Here is a 17,004-nt window from a genome sequence, read left to right on the forward strand (position 1 = left end):
TCAGCCGTGCAGTCCGCACTCGGTCTTGGAGCGGCCCGCCCAGCGTCCGGCGCGGGCGTCCTCGCCCTCCAGCACACGGCGGGTGCAGGGCGCGCAGCCCACGGAGGCATAGCCGTCCATCAGCAGCGGGTTGGTGAGGACGCCGTGCTCGGTGACGTACGTTTGCACATCTTCCTGTGACCACTTGGCGATGGGGGAGATCTTCACCTTGCCCCGCTTCTCGTCCCAGCCGACGACCGGTGTGTTCGCCCGCGTCTCGGACTCGTCGCGGCGCAGCCCGGTCGCCCAGGCCTGGTAGCCCTTCAGCCCCTCCTCCAGCGGCTTCACCTTGCGCAGCGCGCAGCACAGGTCGGGGTCGCGGTCGTGCAGCCTCGGGCCGTACTCGGCGTCCTGCTCGGCGACCGTCTGCCGAGGCGTGAGCGTGATGACGTTCACGTCCATCACGGCCTCGACCGCGTCGCGGGTGCCGATGGTTTCCGGGAAGTGGTAGCCGGTGTCGAGGAACACCACGTCGACGCCGGGCAGGGCGCGGGAGGCGAGGTGCGCGACGACCGCGTCCTCCATGGAGGAGGTCACGCAGAAGCGGTCGCCGAAGGTCTTCGCCGCCCACTGGAGGATCTCCAGCGCGGAGGCGTCCTCCAGCTCACGGCCCGCCCGCTCGGCCAGTGCCCTGAGGCCGTCGGTCGTGCGCTCGTCCTGAACCGCCGTCATATCGGTTCCCCTCCCGTGGAGTTGGGCTGAAGTCCCTGGGCGAGCAGCCCGAGGAACTTCAACTGGAATGCGCGGTTGCACGCCCCGCATTCCCAGGCCCCGTGGCCCTGCTCGCCGGGACGCAGGTCCTCGTCCCCGCAGTAGGGGCAGTAGAAGGGTGCGGCGCGCTCGCTCACGACAGGGCCTCCTCGGAGGCCCGGGCCGCCCAGGCGGCGAAGCGCTCGCCCTCCTCGCGCTCGGCCTGGAAGCGCTTGAGGACGCGCTCGATGTAGTCCGGCAGGTCCTGTGCCGTGACCTTGAGGCCGCGCACCTTGCGGCCGAAGCCGGCCTGCAGGCCCAGGGCGCCGCCCAGGTGCACCTGGTAGCCCTCGACCTGCTCGCCGTGCTCGTCGAGCACGAGCTGGCCCTTGAGGCCGATGTCCGCGGTCTGGATGCGGGCGCAGGCGTTGGGGCAGCCGTTGAGGTTGATGGTGAGAGGCTCGTCGAAGTCGGGGAGGCGGCGCTCCAGTTCGTCGATGAGCGCGGCGCCGCGCGCCTTCGTCTCGACGATGGCGAGCTTGCAGAACTCGATGCCGGTGCAGGCCATGGTGCCGCGGCGGAAGGTGGAGGGACGGGCCGTGAGGTCGAGCGCCTCCAGGGACTCCACCAGGGAGTCGACCTGCGCCTCCTCGACGTCGAGGACGATCATCTTCTGTTCGACCGTGGTGCGCACCCGGCCCGAGCCGTGCGCCTCCGCCAGGTCGGCGACCTTGGTCAGGATCGTGCCGTCGACCCGGCCGACGCGCGGAGCGAAGCCGACGTAGTAGCGGCCGTCCTTCTGCCGGTGCACGCCGATGTGGTCGCGCCAGCGGCCGGCGGGCTCGGCGGGCGCCGGACCGTCGGTCAGCTTCCGCTTCAGGTACTCGTCCTCCAGCACCTGCCGGAACTTCTCCGCGCCCCAGTCGGCGACCAGGAACTTCAGGCGGGCGCGGTTGCGCAGCCGGCGGTAGCCGTAGTCGCGGAAGATGGAGATGACGCCCTCGTAGACGTCGGGCACGTCCTCGATCGGCACCCAGGCGTTCAGCCGCACCCCCAGCTTGGGGTTGGTGGACAGACCGCCGCCGACCCACAGGTCGAAGCCCGGCCCGTGCTCGGGGTGCTCGACGCCGACGAACGCCACGTCGTTGATCTCGTGGACGACGTCCTGCACCGGCGACCCGGAGATCGCGGTCTTGAACTTGCGGGGGAGGTTCGAGTACGCCGGGTTGTTCAGCACCCGGCGCTTCATCTCCTCCAGAGCCGGTGTGCCGTCGATGATCTCGTCCTCGGCGATGCCCGCCACGGGGGAGCCGATCATCACGCGGGGCGTGTCGCCGCAGGCGGTCACCGTGGACAGGCCGACGCCCTCCAGCCGGTTCCAGATCTCCGGCACGTCCTCGATCCGGATCCAGTGGTACTGGACGTTCTGCCGGTCGGTGATGTCGGCCGTGCCGCGCGCGAACTCCTGCGAGATCTCGCCGACGACGCGGAGCTGAGCGGTGGTCAGCGCGCCGCCGTCGATGCGGACGCGGAGCATGAAGTAGCGGTCGTCCAGCTCCTCCGGCTCCAGGATCGCGGTCTTGCCGCCGTCGATGCCCTGGCGGCGCTGGGTGTACAGCCCCCACCAGCGCATACGGCCGCGCAGATCGCCCGGGTCGATCGAGTCGAAACCCCGCTTGGAGTAGATCGTCTCAATGCGCGTCCGCACATTGAGACCGTCGTCGTCCTTCTTGGTCTGTTCGTTGCCGTTGAGCGGGGTGAAGTGTCCGGCCGCCCACTGGCCCTCGCCGCGGTGACGGCTCACCTTGCGGCGCGGGGTCGCGGCAGCGGGGTTGGGTGGCGTGGCGGCCATGGTTGACACACGTCCTTCAAGGCAGGAGCAGGTGGGGTCGGCGCGTGGCGCCGTCGACGAGGGGGTGGTCGGGTAGCGGACGGGGCGGCTCTGACCTGCGCGCACGGCGCACGGCCTGCGGAGGCATACGTGAGACACGTGTGCGCGTCATTGCGCGGGAGCGGGGTGAACGCGGGTGTTGCGGAGGTGCTGGAGGGTGCTCTCAGCGGCCCGGACAGATGGCGCTGGACATGCGGCCGAGGTCGACGTGCCGCCGACTCACCAAGGCAATTCCAGTTCCAGGCATGACGGAAGCGTGGCACGGCGATCTGTGACTGGTCCAGCTTAATCCAGAATATGGACACCCTTGTCCCGTACAGCGAGACAAGGGTGTCGTGGGTCACAGGCGTGCCGCGTCCGGCGTGGCACGGCTGAAAAGGGACGTGTCGGCGCAGGTCAGGCGGGGAAGGCCCCGGGCCACGGACCCGGAGTGGCCACGTCCGCCTCCTCCTCCACCTTGGTGTCGAACAGGCGGAAGCCGCGCCGCTGGTAGTTGTCCATGGCGTACTCGCCGTCCTTGCTGCAGGTGTGCAGCCAGACCCGCTTGGTGGTGGCCAGGCCCGGCCACCGCTCGGCCAGGTCCCAGGCGCGGGCGGTGCCGTACGACAGGAGGTGGCCGCCGATGCGCCGGCCGCGGAAGGCCGGGATCAGGCCGAAGTACTCGATCTCCACGACGCCGTCGTCGCCCGGGGACAGCTCCACGTATCCGGCGGGTGTGCCGCGGTCGAGGGCGACCCAGGTCTCCACACCCGGGCGCTCCAGGTGCTCCTGCCAGCGCGCGTAGCTCCAGCCGAGCCGGTCCGTCCACCGGATGTCGCCGCCGACCGAGGCGTACAGGAAGCGGCTGAACTCGGGGGAGGGCACCTCGGAGCGGACGATCCGGACGTCCCCCTCCGGTGCGGCGGCCGGCAGCAGGTCGGTCGGCGCCGTCTGCTCCAGGGACCAGGTGGTCACGGCGATGTTGGTCATGCCGGTCAGGGAATCATCCGCTTCGCGGGTCTGTCGATCCCCGGCCCGGGCGGCCGGGGGGGCGACGCCTGGGACGGCGTGCGTCAGTCGAGCGCGTCCTCGATCGACGACAGCGGCAGCGCGAACAGCATGCGGCCGGACTGGGACCAGACCTCGCCGGTCGGCGCCGAGTACGACAGCGAGCCCGCCGGCCCGCTCCAGCACTGCTGCGACCGGTCCGCGCCGCACTCCGCCGCCCGCGCGCCCTTCGCGTCCTGGCGCCACAGCGTCCCGCGCCCGTCCTGGCCCCCGGCCGCGCGCCCCAGGTACCAGTCGGTCCCCGCCGCACCGGGCGGGCGGTGCGACAGCACGCCGCCGACCTCGGCCGCACCGGTCTCGTACGCCTCCACCGCGTTCACGTGCCCGCCGGAGTCCGTGACGGGCAGGCCGCCGCGCTCGGGGTCGGCGGAGGAGCGCAGCGAGTAGCGCCACAGGCGGGCGGGCCGGTCGCCGTCCGCGTTCACGTGCTCGCCCGCCACCAGGCTGTCGGGCGTCGTGCCGCGGTCCAGGGAGAGGGCGCCGGGACGGGCCGCGCCGTCGGTGTCGGGGAGCCGGTAGGAGGCGATGGCGGGCAGCACGTACCGGTGGCCGCCCGCCGCCCAGCCGCCGGGCACACGGCCGACGGCGTCCGCCGCGGCGGTGGCGCGCTGCACCCGTTGCACGTCGTACACGTACAGCGCGTCGCGGTCCCCGGCGGCGGCGGTGACCAGCAGCTTGTCCTGGTACCAGACCATGCCGGTGACGGGGGAGGCGAGTCCCCGGTAGTCGTGGCCGCCGTCGACGGGGACGGCGAGGAGCGCCGAGGTGTAGGCGAGCCGGCCGGGGTCGTCGGCGTCGACGAAGGAGACCCGGGCGAGTCCGCCCTGGGGGGTGCCGTCGTCGCGGGACCAGGCGGAGAGGACGACGCGGTGGCCGTCCCAGCGGCCGTCCGCCTCGGCGTCGGCCGAGGTGGTGACCGCGCCGGGGCGCCAGCCGTCGGTGTCGGCCCGGTCCCAGCAGTAGGCGCGGGTCGCGGCGGGGGAGACCGGCAGGGCCTCGCGCTCCCGGGCCGTGCAGTCGTCGCCGTCGCGCAGGCTGTGGTCGGCGGAGTCCAGGACGGTGTCGACGCCCACCGGGTCGCCCATCGACGCGGAGAGCCGGTCGAGCCAGGACGTCGGCACCCGGTGCTCGGTCAGCCGCAGCGCCGCGGTGTCGGCGGCGGAGGTGAGGGGCTTGAGGGCGCCGGGGTCGTCGGCCACGGTGGCCTGCGAAGCGCTGATCAGCGTGGCCGCGCCGGTCAGCGCGAGGGCCGCACCGGTCAGGGCCGCGCGCAGCGCCCTGCCCCGTCTGCGCCGGCGGTGTCTGCCGCGCTGCTTCATACAACCTCCACGGACACCGGACCAACTGTGCTCGACGGTGGACGCGTTGACCGTGGAGCGGATGAGGCGGTCCGTAGAGGATGCTACGACAGACGGACGGTCCGGTGGGCGCAGACGATGCAAATATGCGGAATCGACCCGTCTTCACGGCCGTCCGGGCCGCCGTGCCGCCGGGCGAGGGAGCGCCTCGCCCGGGTGGGGCGGCCTGGCGCAGGGGAGTTGGCGAGGAAGGCGCGGCCGGGGAGCGGCTGCGGCCGCACCGGCACGGGGTGCCGCACACGACCGACCGAGGGGGCGGCGTCACTGTGCCGCTCCCCGTTGCGGGCAGTCGGCGTCACCTTCGGGCAGTCCGCGTCACCGTGCCGCTCCCCGGCGAGGGCGGCCCGCGCTTCCCCGGGCCCGGCAGTCCGCGCCCCCGGGCCGGGCGGCCCGCGTCACCGCAACGCTCCCGCCGCCGCCCGCTCGTCACCGCACCGCTCCCGCCGCCGCCCGTTCCTCCGTCACCGCCGGGGCGGTGGAGTGGGGGAGGAGGTCGCGGGGGTCGGGCGGGAGGAGGACCTCGATCTCCGCGTCCTCGCAGAAACGATACGGCCGGTGTTCGAGATAGGCCCCCAGATACCGGCGCACCCGCGACATCTCCGCCCGTACCGTCACCGTGCGGGCCGGGTCGCCGAACATGTCCTCGGCCAGCCCGGCGGCGCTGCGGCCACCCCGGTGCACCGCCAGCAGGTACAGCAACTCCGCGTGCCGCGGGCTCAGTTCCCGCGCCCAGTCCTCCGCGCCGCCCAGCACCCGCACCGACCAGCGGCGCGACTGGGCGAGGTCCAGCACGATCCGGACGGAGCCCCGCGGCGCCGGCCCCGCCGCGGCCCGCACCAGCCAGCCCTCCGCCAGCGGCTCCACCGTGCACGCCCCGAACCCCGGCAGCCACCGCACCCCCGCCTCCGGCGACCTGGGCAGCACCACCCGCTCCAGGTACGGCATCCCGGTCACCGCCGCCGTCCAGCCGTCGCGGTCCGCCACCAGCGCCCGCCCCTCCAGCCGGGCCAGCACCGGCGCCGCCACCGCCCGCAGCCGTTCGAGGGACTGCGTGTGCAGCTCCCGCAGCCTGGCCTGAGCCAGCTTGGCCACCGAGTCCACCCACGCCAGCGTCGCCGGATGCACCGTCTCCAGCGGCCCGCTCACGTCGACCACGCCGAGCAGGCGTCCGTTGCGCGGGTCCGTGATCGGCGCCCCGGCACAGGTCCAGGTGGCCTGGGACCGCACGAAGTGCTCGGAGGCGAAGACCTGTACGGGCCGCCGGGTCACCGCCGGCGTCCCCAGGCCGTTGGTGCCGACCACCTCCTCCCGCCAGTCCGCGCCGAGTTCGAACCCGAGCCCGTCCGCCCGGCGCAGCACCCGCGCGCTCCCCTCCCGCCAGAGCACCCGGCCGTCCTCGTCCGCGACCACCATGATGTGGTGCGCCACGTCGGCGACGGACAGCAGCGCCTCCCGCAGTACCGGCAGCACGTGCCGCAACTCCGAGGACTCGCGCCGCCGCCGCACCTCCTCCGGTGCCAGCAGTCCGGAGCGGAAGTCGTGCTCCGGGTCGACCCCGCTGCGCAGCATCCGGTCCCAGGACTGCTCGATCACCGGCCGCGGCGCCACCGGGGCTCGCCCGCCGGAGAGCCGCGCGGAGCGGACCTCGCTGAGCATCCGGGCCGCGCGCGCCGTGTCGACGGCGGCGAACTGCGTCACGTCCATGGGCGAGAGCGCCAAGGGACCCCGTCCTTCCGGAAGCCGAATGTCCGTCTCATCCTGACCGGTTGCCCACCCCCGGCGGGCACAGTCCGCACACAGCCGACCGCAAGTTGCAACCCCCTGCAACCCTGGTGGACGACTTCGCGCATGGCCAGACTTGAACCACGCCGTCCCGAGCGGCGTACGCGGCCCGAACAGGCCCGTGTGGCGGGGGTGGTGCCGTGTCGGCGCAGCACCACCCCCGCGCCACGCGGCCGGAATCAGACCATCGGCCGGGCCCGCTCCACCACCGCCGCGAGATCCAGGGTCGGCGGCAGCGTGCCGAACGCCGCGCCCCCGTCGCCGCCCAGCCGCGAGGCGCAGAACGCGTCGGCGACCTCCGGCGGCGCGTACCGGACCAGCAGCGCGCCCTGCAGCACCAGCGCCAGCCGCTCCGCCAGCCGCCGCGCCCGCCCCTCGCCGTCCGCGAGGTCGGCCAGTTCCGTCAGCAGCCCGCGGATCGCCGCGTCCAGCCGGTGATCGGCCCCCCGCGCCGCGCCCACCTCGGTCAGATACGCGTCCAGCGTCGCCGGCTCCCGCCCCAGCGCCCTCAGCACGTCCAGCGCCTGCACGTTCCCGGCGCCCTCCCAGAGCGAGTTCAGCGGCGACTCGCGCACCAGCCGGGGCATCCCGGACTCCTCGACGTACCCGTCGCCGCCCAGGCACTCGGCGGCCTCAAGCGCCACCGGCGCACACCGCTTGGTCACCCAGTACTTGGCCGCCGGTACCGCGAGCCGCAGCAGCGCCCGCTCCCGCTCGTCACCGGCCTCGGCGGCGTCGTGGGCCGCCGCGAGCCGCAGGCCGAGCGCCGTGGCCGCCTCCGACTCGACCGCCAGGTCCGCCAGGACGTTGCGCGTCAGCGGCTGGTCGGCCTGCTTCGCGCCGAACGCCTCCCGGTAGGCGCAGTGGTGCACCGCCTGCGCCACCGCCTGCCGCATCAGCCCCGCCGAGCCCAGCACGCAGTCCAGCCGGGCCACCGCCACCGCCTCGAGCACGGTGGCCACCCCGCGCCCCTCCTCGCCGACCCGGCGCGCCCAGGTCCCGGCGAACTCCACCTCGGCGGTGGCGTTGGACCGGTTGCCCAGTTTGTCCTTGAGTCGCTGGAGCAGAAAGGCGTTGCGGGTGCCGTCCGCCAGCACGCGCGGCACCAGGAAGCAGGTCGGGCCACCGAGCGCCCGCGCCAGCACCAGGAAGCCGTCCGACATCGGCGCCGAGCAGAACCACTCGTGCCCGCGCAGCTCGTACGTCCCGTCCTCGGCCAGCGGCCGCGCCGACGTGCTGCTCGCCCGTACGTCGCTGCCCCCCTGCTTCTCCGTCCCGCCCGACCCGAACAGCACGCCCGCCTTCCGGTGCGCCGGCCGCAGTTCCCGGTCGTAGACCCGGGAGGTCAGCCGGGGCTCCCACTCGGCGGCCAGCGCCGGGTCGGTGCGCAGGGCCGGCACCGCCGCGTGGGTCGTCGACAGCGGGCCGCAGACGCCCGCCTCCACCTGCGTCCACAGCACGAACGCCGCCGCGCGCCGCACCTGCCCGCCGGGCCGGGACCAGGCGTCGGTCAGGCCCGTGGAGACACCCTTGCCCAGGAGCCGGTGCCAGGCCGGGTGGAAGCCGACCTCGTCGATCCGGTGCCCGTAGCGGTCGTGGGTGCGCAGCACCGGGGGATTCACTTCGGCCTGCGCACCCCACTCCTGGATCTGCGGCGCCCCGCAGGCGAGGCCCGTCCCCGACAGCTCGGCCAGGGCCTCCTCGCGCAGCTCCGCCGGCAGATGCCGTCCGACCGCCTCCGCCAGGGCCCGGTCGGAGGTGAAGACGTCGTAGCCGGTCAGCGGCGGCGCCTGATTCGTCACGGTGTGGGTACTGCCTGCCATGGACGTGAACCTACCGCGCCGCGCGGCCCCGGCGGGCCCGGTCCGCGAACAGCGGCATCCGCGGATGAGTGCCCGTCGCCGCGCCGGATACCTTTAGGGCGTGCAGCCAGCAAGTGACTCCCCCGAACGGCCCTCGGGCCGGCTCCACCGTGTCCGGGTTCTGTACCGCAACGTCTCCAAACGCAAGACCGCCTGGCTGCTGCTCAAGGACACGGTCAACTCGTGCATGGAGTACCGCATCCTCGGTCTCGCCGCCGAGGCCGCGTTCTTCACCCTGCTCTCGGTGCCGCCGCTGCTGCTGAGCCTGCTCGGACTGCTCGGCTACGTCGACTCCTGGATCGGCGCCGACACCACCGAGAGCCTGCGCAACAACATCCTGGACGCCTCCCGCGCGGTGCTCTCCGAGAAGGGCGTCAAGCAGATCACCGAGCCGATACTGGACGACGTGATGAAGGGGGGCCGGCCCGACGTCATCTCCATCGGCTTCCTGTTCGCCCTGTGGTCGGGCTCCCGCGCGGTGAACGTCTTCATCGACACGATCACCGTCATGTACGGCCTGGACGGCGTCCGGGGCATCGTCAGGACCCGCCTGATGGCCTTCCTCCTCTTCATCGTGGCCCTGCTGATCGGATCGGTCGCGCTGCCGCTGATGGTGGCGGGACCGGACGCCGTGGTGCGCGTCGTGCCGTGGTCGACGACGGTCGTCCAGGTCCTGTACTGGCCGGTCGTCATCATCCTGTCCGTGGCCTTCCTGACCACGCTGTACCACGTGTCCGTGCCCGTGCGCTCCCCGTGGATCGAGGACGTCCCCGGCGCACTGGTCGCCCTCGCCATGTGGGTCCTGGGCAGCTTCCTGCTGCGCATCTACCTCACCAGCACCGTCGAGGGCCCCACCATCTACGGCTCCCTGGCCGCGCCCGTCGCCGTACTGCTGTGGATCGGCGTGTCGGCGTTCGCCGTGCTGGTCGGCGCGGCGGTCAACGCGGCCATCGACCGGGTGTGGCCGGCCGCCGCGACGGCGGCGGCCCGCGAGGCCAACGAGCGGCTGCGCCAGGCCCAGGTCGCCGAGTACGTGGCCCGCACCTCGGCGAACGGCGGGGGCGACCCCGACATGCCCTCCGAGTTCCCCGAACGCTGGTCCCGCTTCCTGCCCCCCGAGGACGTCACGGCCCGCCTGCGCACCCACGCGAAGAACCAGCCGCCCGCGAACCACGGCCGGCCCCCCGAGCACCACGACGAGGGCCACGGCCACGGCAGGCCGGAGGCATCGTAGGACCCTGACCCGGACCCCGCGACCCGCCCACCGCGGTCCCGGGGCCGCCCCCCCCGCGGCCGTCCGCCCGGGACGGCTCACGCCGCCGGCTGCTCCCGCCAGGTGCCCGCCCGCACACCCTCGCGCACGAACTCCCGGAAGTCCCCGGGCTCGCGGCCCAGCACCCGTCCCACGCCGTCCGACAGGCGGGCGTTGCGCCCGTCGAGCAGCGAGGCGAACAGCCCCACCAGGAACCCGGCCTCCTCCTCCGGTATGCCGAACCCGGTCAGGACCTCGCCGTACTCCTTCGGCGACACGGCCCGGTACGTCAGCGCACGGCCCGTCTCCCGCGCGATCTCCGCGACCGCCGCACCGAACGTGAGCAGCCGCGGACCCGAGACCTCCAGCACCCGGCCGGCGTACCGGTCGCCGGAGGTCAGCACCGCCACCACCACGTCCGCCACGTCCCGCAGGTCCACGAACGGCTCCGCGACCCCGCCCGCCGGGAACACCAGCTCTCCGTGCGCGCGCAGCCCCTCGACCAGCGGGCCCTCGCTGAAGTTCTGCGCGAACCACGCGGCCCGCACCACCGTCCACCGCGCACCCGACGCCGCCAGCGCCTCCTCCGCGGGCCCGGCCTGCTCCTCCCCCCGCGCCGACAGCAGCACCAGCCGCCGCACCCCGAGCCCCACCGCCTCCCGCGCCAGCGCCCCGACCGCCTCGGCGGCGTCGGGGGCACCGATGTTGCTCGGGTGCACCAGGTACGCGGCGTCGGCGCCGCGCAGGGTGTCCGCCCAGGTCGAACGGTCGCCCCAGTCGAACCCCGTGGCCCGGGAAGCGGCCCGTACGGTCAGCCCGGCGGCCCGCGCCGCCTCGGCCACCCGCCGTCCGGAACGCCCGGTCGCCCCCGTGACCACCACGGTCATGTCCCGCACCGCGCTCCCGGCCGCCGCCGTCCCCGCCGCGGCCCGTGCCGTGCCCGTCCGTGCAGTCCCCGTTTCTGCCGTGCCCGCCGGTGCCGCGCCCGCCCGCGTCTTGTCCGCCGGTGCCGTGTGCGTCCGTGTCGTGTTCGTCTGCGTCATGACGACGAGTCAACCGCCGGGCGGGCCGCCCGCCCATCGCCGAGAGGCTCGCCCGCATGCGCGTGCGTCTAGGCTCTCGGCATGGACGCACTCGCCGGAATGCTGGAGGGCCCGCGTGCCCGAGGGGCCTTCATGATCCGTGCCTGTTTCGATCCGCCCTGGGCGGTGCGTGTGGAGGACCGGGCGCCGCTGACGGTGATGCTGGTGGTCCGCGGCGACGCCTGGATCGTCCCGGACACCGGGGAGCGGCTGCGGCTGCGGGCCGGGGACCTGGCCATCGCGCGCGGCCCCGACCCGTACCTGTGCGCCGACGACCCCGCCACCGCCCCGCAGGCGGTGATCCTGCCGGGCGGGGAGTGCAGCTACCCCGACGGACGCCCCCTCAACGGCTCGATGGACCTCGGCGTACGCACCTGGGGCGACCGCGCCGACGGCGAGGTGGTCGTCCTCATCGGCACCTACCTGGTGCGCGGCGAGATAGGCGGCCGCCTCCTCGACGCCCTGCCCCCACTGCTGTCCCTCACCGCCGAGGCGTGGGACAACCCCCTCACGCCCCTGCTGATGAACGAGGTCACGCGCGACGAGCCGGGGCAGGAGGTCGTCCTGGACCGGCTCCTGGACCTGCTGGTGATCGCCGCGCTGCGGTCCTGGTTCGCCCGGCCCTCGGCCGAGGCACCCGCCTGGTACCGGGCCATGGGCGACCCGGTCGTCGGCCGGGCGCTGCGGCTGGTCCAGGACGACCCGGCGCACCCGTGGACCGTCGCGGCCCTCGCCGCCGCGGCCGGGGTCTCCCGCGCCGCGTTCGCCCGCCGCTTCACCGACCTGGTCGGCGAGCCGCCCATGGGCTACCTCACCGGCTGGCGCCTCGCCCTGGCCGCCGACCGGCTGCGCGACAGCGAGGACACCCTCGGCACCATCGCCCGCCGGGTCGGCTACGGCAGCGCCTTCGCCCTGTCCACCGCCTTCAAGCGGGTCTACGGCGTCAGCCCGCAGGAGTACCGGACCGCGTCCGCGGCCCCGGTCCCGCCGTCGGCGCCCTCTGCGGCTCCGGCCCCGTCCCCGGCGTAACCTGGCACGCGTGTACGCGGAACGGGCGTCCCGGCTGGCCGGCGCGGTGCTGTGGACCAGCACCCCGACCGGGCCCGGCACGGGACGCGTGCTGCCCGACGGCTGCATGGACCTGCTCTGGCACGACGGCCGGCTCCTGGTCGCGGGCCCCGACACCCGCGCCTACGTCACCGAGGGCGCCCGGGGCCCCTGGGCGGGCGTCCGCTTCTACCCCGGCACCGCGCCCGCCCTCCTCGGGGTGCCCGCCGCCGAGCTGCGCGACCGCCGCGTCGACCTCGCCGACCTCTGGCCTGCCGCCCGCGCCCGTCGGCTGACCGCGCGGGTGAACGCGGCCCCCGACCCGGCGACCGGCCTGGAGGAGGCCGCGTTGTCCCGGGCCGCCGACGCCGGTCCCCCCGACCCGCTGCCGGCCCGGATCGTCGCCGCCCTGGAAGCGGGCCGCCCGGTCGCCGCGACCGCCGACGAACTCGGCATCGGCGCACGCCGGCTGCACCGCCGTTCCCTCGCGGCCTTCGGCTACGGACCCAAGACGCTGGCCCGCGTGCTGCGCCTGCAGCGTGCCCTCGCCCTGGCCCGCAGCGGTACGCCCCTCGCCGAGACCGCAGCCCGTACCGGCTACGCGGACCAGGCCCATCTGGCGCGGGACGTCCGGGAGCTGGCGGGCGCGACGCCGGGCGAGCTACTGCGCGGGCAGCGGCGCGAACAGGTCGACGCCGTGCCCGTCGGGGTCGTGGACGACGGCGTACCGCTGGCCCCAGAAGGCGTCCCAGGGCGCCCGTTCGCCGTGGCACCCGGCGCCGGTCAGCTCCGCGTACAGGGCGTCCACCTCGGCCGGCGTGTCGCACAGCAGGGCGAGTGAGTGCCGGCCGCCGCCGGCCGGCGGTTCCCAGCCGGGCGTGAAGGAGCGGACGGACTCCTCGGTGTCGAGCAGCAGCCGGATGCCGCCGGGCAGCCCCGCCTCGGCGTGCGGTTCCTTCCCGGCCCCCTCGGGGAACGCGAAACCGAGCCGGCGGTAGAAGGCCACGGAGGCGGCCATGTCGGAGACGATGAGGCTGATGGCGTCGAATCGTGCGGTCATGCGGTCACCGTAGGCGGGGCGCACGCGCCCGGTCTTGAAGAAAACGGACACCCGGACGTCGCGCCCGGGCCCGCGCACCGTGTCTCAGATGCTCCTCAAGTCCGTTGAAGGCAAGCGGCGCAGGGCCGATCATGGCCGTATGTTCGGACGACTCGCCCCACCGGAACTCAACGTCCTCCTCCTGCGCGACACGGACCTGGCCGCCCGCGGCATCCGCCAGGCGCTCGTCGAGGCGACGCCCGAGGAACGGCCCGGACTGGAGCGCGCCGCCGCCCTGGTCGAGCAGGCCGCCGCGGCCTCCGACGCGGAGCTGCTCGCCCGCTGGGTCCACGAACGCCTCGCCGCGGCCGGTCACGAGGGCCCCGTCGACTCCGTCCACGCGGTCAAGGCCCTGCGCGCGACGACCCCCGGCCTGAGCCTGCGCCAGGCCGTCAGGCTGACGAAGGACGCCGCGGCGCACGGCCCTTAGAGGGCTCCGGAGGTGTTCTCCCACTCCTCGCGGAGCATGCCGAAGAGCACGCCGTCGTAGCGCTTGCCGTCCAGCAGTACGGCCGACCGGCGGCGGCCCTCCTCGCGGAAGCCCAGCCGGGTGAAGGCGCGCACGGCGCGTTCGTTGCCGCTCCAGGTGTCCAGCTCCAGCCGGTTGAGGGGGTAGGCGCCGAACAGGTGGTCCACGAGCAGCCGCAGCGCGTCACTGCCGTGTCCCGACCCCCAGAACTCCCGCTCGCCGATGGTGACTCCGAGCGTGGCCACCCCGGCGTACGGGTCCAGGTCCCGGTAGTCGGCCATGCCGATCACCCTGCCGCCGGTGCGGTCCTCGACGGTGAACACGGCCGACTCGCGCGGGTTCAGGCGCAGCATGGTGTCGAAGCCGAGGGCGACCGCCTCCGCCGTCACCGGGCCGAAACCCGGGTCGCCCGCCGTGGCCCAGCGCACGACCTCGGGATCGTTGCGCCACCGCAGGTGGTGCTCCGCGTCCTCGGAGCGCAGCGCGCGCAGCCTGACCAGAGCACCTTCGAACTTATCTTCGAGCATCGTGCCACCCTAATCGATCACGAACCGCCCGAGCCGCGCACACCCGTGCGGCAGGATGGCCGCATGAACCGTCACGCGCGCCTCCTGCCGGTGCTGTTGCTGACCCCGCTGCTGCTCACGGCCTGCGGCACCGAGAAGGCGGACACCGGCCGGCCCTCGGGTTCCCCGTCCGCTGCGGCGCCGGCCGGCACGGGTGAACTCGTGGCCCGCGCCCGGGAGATGGGCACCGCCCCCGAGCTGGTCCACGTCACCGAGGCTCCCGGCTTCACCCTGGCCCAGCAGTCCGTCGGGGTCCTCGGCGACGACGGCTTCTCCGCCACCTGGGTCGAGGACGGGACCGACGCGCTGCTGCTCCTCGCCGTCGAACGGGGCACGATCACCGCCGCCACCTGCCCCCGGCAGCCCGTCGGCGGCCTGCCCGGCGAGCACACCACCTGCGAGCGGGACGGCGACGCCTGGTACCGCACCGGTGCCGGACGCCACGAGTACGCCCGGCCCGAGCAGGGTTACGTCGTCCGCGTCTCCGCCGAGACGGACGCCGTACCGCGCGACGTCCTGCGCGCCGCCGCCCTCGCCGCCCACCGGCCCGACGCCGCCGGGACCGACCGCCTCCCGCCCTCCGCCGACCCCGCGCCCACCCCGCCGGTCGAGCGCGGCGACCTGCCCCGGTACGGCGACGGGGCACCCCGCAACCACGTGGACGAGGGCGGCTGACCGGCTACGCCGTGAACGCGGCCACCGTGTCGAGTCCCGCCTGCCGCAGGGTCCGGTGGACGGCCGGGCGGGCGCCCCGGACGGTCAGGGAGACCGGCTCCGGCGTCCTGGTCACCGTCCGCAGCAGCGCGTACGCGCAGGCCAGATCGATGTGCTCCAGGCCGCTCATGTCCAGGGTCCAGGCCCCCGGCTCCCGCAGCCGCGGGTCGAGCAGCAGCTCCTCCAGCAGGCCCAGCGCGGGCGCGTCCAGGGTCCCGGAGAAGGCCAGCACCGCCTGCCGCCCGCCGGCCTCGGCGATCCTCACCGGTGCGTCCCTCACGACAGCCTCCTCGGTCGCTCCTCGCGTGCGTGGCGTGCCTGGTGTCCATTGTCCCCCCCCGGCGCGGCGCGAGAGGGCCCGGAATAGATCCGCACCGTGCGGCGCTGTGCATGACGCGGTACGAACAGTGCGGCGAAGGGCTGGTGGGCACATGCGGTCAGGCCAGACGGACCCCGTGGTCAGAACGGTGCACGGGGCGGTACGCGGCAGGTACGAGCACGGCGTCGCCGTCTTCCGGGGCATCCCCTACGCGGCGCCCCCCTTCGGTCCGGGCCGGTTCCGCCCGCCCCTGCCCCCCGAGCCCTGGGACGGCGTCCGCGACGCGGGCTCCTTCGGCCCCACGGCACCCAAACCGCCGTACTCCGAGGCCTTCGCCCGGTACCTCTCCGACCCCTCGATCGCCGGCGACGACTGCCTCAACCTCAACGTCTGGACCCCCGAACCGGGCCCCGGCGCCCGTCTGCCGGTCCTGGTCTGGCTGCACGGCGGCGCCCTGACCAGGGGCTCCTCCGCCGTACCCGTCTACGACGGCCACACCTTCGCCCGGGACGGGGTGGTGTGCGTCTCGGTCAACTACCGACTGGGTGTGGAGGGCTACGGACTGTTCCCGGACGCGCCCGCCAACGCCGGCCTGCGCGACCAGATCGCCGCCCTCCGGTGGGTGCGGGACTCCGTCGCCGCCTTCGGGGGCGACCCGGGCCGGGTCACCGTCGCGGGCCAGTCCGCGGGCGCCATCAGCACCGGCGCGCTCCTGGCCGCACCCCAGGCCCGGGGGCTGTTCCGGCGGGCCGTGCTCCAGAGCGGCGCGCCCGAGGCCACCGACCGCGACAAGGTGCGGCGCATGGTCCGCCGCATGGCCTCCCGGCTCAAGATCCCCGCCACCGCCGAGGCCTTCGCCGCCGCCGACCGCGACCAGCTCCTGCGGGCCCAGGCCGAGGTGGGCAGGTTCAGCAGCCCCGTGCTCGGCGGCCCGGGCTTCGGTCTCGTCGTCGACGGCGACGTGCTGCCCCGCGATCCGCTGGAGGCGCTCCTCGACGGCGGCGCGTCCCCCGACGTCGACCTCATGATGGGCTGGACCCGCGACGAGTACCGGCTCTGGCTCGTCCCCGGCGGCCTCCTCGAACGCGTCGACCGGCTCGGCGCCGTCGCCCTCGCGGGCGCCCGCGCCCGCTGCCACTGCGGCAACGAGGTGGTACGCGGCTACCGTGCGCTGCGCCCCGGCGCGGGGGCCGCCGAAACCGTGGGCCAGCTCGTCACCGACCACCTGCTGCGCATCCCGGTGCACCGCCTGGCCGACGCGCGGCCCGCACCCTCGTACGTCTACGAGTTCGCCTGGCCGTCCAACCTGCCCGATCTCGGCGCCTGTCACGCCCTGGAGCTGGGTTTCGTCTTCGACTCCGGCGACGGCCCCGACGCGCGCAGGCTCGCGGGCGAGGGCGCCCCGCAGGAGCTGGCCGACGCGATGCACGGGGCGTGGGTGCGGTTCGCTCGGTCCGGGGACCCCGGGTGGCAGGCCTGGGACGCCACGCATCCCGTACGGGTCTTCGGGGACGGCGCCCCGCACACGGTCCACGGTCCGCTGGACGCCGAGTACGCCCTGTGGAAGGCCGACGCCGGCCCGTCCCGGGTGACGCGGCCCAGGCGCCTGGTCCGGCGGTGACGTGGCCCGCCGGGCTCCGCGAGCGGGGCACCGCCCGCAGGACGCCGGGCTCCGCGTGAGGGAGCGGGAGCGCGGCGCGGCCCGACGGCATGTGTGCGCCGGTCCCGGGGACTGACGGGGCACCACCGTCTGCCCCCGGGGGCCTTCACCGAATCTCCTCGCCCCC

At 74.8% G+C, this 17,004-nt stretch carries 17 protein-coding genes and 1 pseudogene; 6 read left to right on the top strand and 12 right to left on the bottom strand.

The window, feature by feature from the left end:
* From IG88_RS0104675 to IG88_RS0104705, 8 genes are all read right to left on the bottom strand, one after another.
* Positions 1-711, bottom strand: a complete 711-nt coding sequence (locus tag IG88_RS0104675; protein ID WP_031035260.1) for a phosphoadenylyl-sulfate reductase — start codon at positions 709-711, stop codon at positions 1-3.
* The gene (locus IG88_RS0104680; protein ID WP_031035262.1) at positions 708-887 is read right to left on the bottom strand and encodes a hypothetical protein; all 180 of its coding nucleotides are present in this window, start codon (positions 885-887) and stop codon (positions 708-710) included. Before IG88_RS0104680 ends, IG88_RS0104675 begins: the two co-directional genes overlap by 4 nt.
* Positions 884-2,581, bottom strand: a complete 1,698-nt coding sequence (gene sirA, locus IG88_RS0104685) for a sulfite reductase SirA (protein ID WP_031035264.1) — start codon at positions 2,579-2,581, stop codon at positions 884-886. Before sirA ends, IG88_RS0104680 begins: the two co-directional genes overlap by 4 nt.
* A 202-nt stretch (positions 2,582-2,783) precedes the next feature.
* Complete coding sequence (locus IG88_RS45065) at positions 2,784-2,867, bottom strand: putative leader peptide (protein ID WP_309475039.1); 84 nt, start codon at positions 2,865-2,867, stop codon at positions 2,784-2,786.
* Between the two features lie 149 nt (positions 2,868-3,016).
* The gene (locus tag IG88_RS0104690) at positions 3,017-3,589 is read right to left on the bottom strand and encodes a GNAT family N-acetyltransferase (protein ID WP_031035266.1); all 573 of its coding nucleotides are present in this window, start codon (positions 3,587-3,589) and stop codon (positions 3,017-3,019) included.
* An 83-nt stretch (positions 3,590-3,672) separates the two neighbouring features.
* A complete protein-coding gene (locus tag IG88_RS0104695; protein ID WP_031035268.1) occupies positions 3,673-4,986 on the bottom strand; it encodes a hypothetical protein in 1,314 nt (437 codons plus the stop codon).
* Between the two features lie 465 nt (positions 4,987-5,451).
* Positions 5,452-6,744, bottom strand: a complete 1,293-nt coding sequence (locus tag IG88_RS0104700; RefSeq protein ID WP_037835330.1) for a GAF domain-containing protein — start codon at positions 6,742-6,744, stop codon at positions 5,452-5,454.
* A gap of 242 nt (positions 6,745-6,986) precedes the next feature.
* On the bottom strand, positions 6,987-8,630 hold the full coding sequence (locus tag IG88_RS0104705; protein WP_031035272.1) for an acyl-CoA dehydrogenase family protein: 1,644 nt from the start codon (positions 8,628-8,630) through the stop codon (positions 6,987-6,989).
* A 100-nt stretch (positions 8,631-8,730) separates the two neighbouring features.
* Between IG88_RS0104705 and IG88_RS38335 the strand changes: the two genes are divergently transcribed.
* A complete protein-coding gene (locus tag IG88_RS38335) occupies positions 8,731-9,903 on the top strand; it encodes a YihY/virulence factor BrkB family protein (protein WP_031035274.1) in 1,173 nt (390 codons plus the stop codon).
* A 77-nt stretch (positions 9,904-9,980) separates the two neighbouring features.
* Here IG88_RS38335 and IG88_RS0104715 read toward each other — a convergent pair whose 3' ends face one another.
* On the bottom strand, positions 9,981-10,808 hold the full coding sequence (locus tag IG88_RS0104715; RefSeq protein WP_037835332.1) for a sugar nucleotide-binding protein: 828 nt from the start codon (positions 10,806-10,808) through the stop codon (positions 9,981-9,983).
* A 237-nt stretch (positions 10,809-11,045) separates the two neighbouring features.
* Between IG88_RS0104715 and IG88_RS0104720 the strand changes: the two genes are divergently transcribed.
* Positions 11,046-12,032, top strand: coding sequence for an AraC family transcriptional regulator (locus tag IG88_RS0104720; RefSeq protein WP_051851756.1), 987 nt, complete (start codon positions 11,046-11,048; stop codon positions 12,030-12,032).
* A 10-nt stretch (positions 12,033-12,042) separates the two neighbouring features.
* A pseudogene (locus tag IG88_RS0104725) lies at positions 12,043-12,723 on the top strand (helix-turn-helix domain-containing protein); the annotation flags it as partial.
* Here the strand turns inward: IG88_RS0104725 and IG88_RS38340 are convergent.
* Positions 12,712-13,110: a VOC family protein gene (locus IG88_RS38340; RefSeq protein WP_107452046.1), complete on the bottom strand. Its 399-nt coding sequence runs from the start codon at positions 13,108-13,110 to the stop codon at positions 12,712-12,714. The pseudogene IG88_RS0104725 and the gene IG88_RS38340 overlap by 12 nt on opposite strands.
* A gap of 139 nt (positions 13,111-13,249) precedes the next feature.
* Here IG88_RS38340 and IG88_RS0104730 point away from each other — a divergent pair, with 139 nt between their 5' ends.
* Positions 13,250-13,579 (top strand): hypothetical protein, encoded by a 330-nt coding sequence (locus IG88_RS0104730; protein WP_031035283.1) that lies wholly within the window; start codon positions 13,250-13,252, stop codon positions 13,577-13,579.
* Here IG88_RS0104730 and IG88_RS0104735 read toward each other — a convergent pair.
* Positions 13,576-14,145, bottom strand: coding sequence for a GNAT family N-acetyltransferase (locus IG88_RS0104735; protein ID WP_031035285.1), 570 nt, complete (start codon positions 14,143-14,145; stop codon positions 13,576-13,578). The genes IG88_RS0104730 and IG88_RS0104735 overlap by 4 nt on opposite strands.
* 63 nt (positions 14,146-14,208) lie before the next feature.
* On the opposite strand from IG88_RS0104735, the gene IG88_RS0104740 reads away from it, so the two are divergent.
* Positions 14,209-14,859 (top strand): hypothetical protein, encoded by a 651-nt coding sequence (locus IG88_RS0104740; protein ID WP_031035287.1) that lies wholly within the window; start codon positions 14,209-14,211, stop codon positions 14,857-14,859.
* A gap of 4 nt (positions 14,860-14,863) precedes the next feature.
* On the opposite strand, the gene IG88_RS0104745 is transcribed toward IG88_RS0104740, so the two are convergent.
* A complete protein-coding gene (locus IG88_RS0104745; RefSeq protein WP_031035290.1) occupies positions 14,864-15,178 on the bottom strand; it encodes an STAS domain-containing protein in 315 nt (104 codons plus the stop codon).
* Positions 15,179-15,329: 151 nt separating this feature from the next.
* Here IG88_RS0104745 and IG88_RS0104750 point away from each other — a divergent pair, with 151 nt between their 5' ends.
* Complete coding sequence (locus IG88_RS0104750; protein ID WP_031035293.1) at positions 15,330-16,838, top strand: carboxylesterase/lipase family protein; 1,509 nt, start codon at positions 15,330-15,332, stop codon at positions 16,836-16,838.
* The last annotated feature ends 166 nt before the right edge of the window (positions 16,839-17,004 follow it).

It is taken from the genome of Streptomyces sp. NRRL F-5650 (assembly GCF_000721365.1).
Taxonomy (GTDB): Bacteria; Actinomycetota; Actinomycetes; order Streptomycetales; family Streptomycetaceae; genus Streptomyces; species Streptomyces ardesiacus.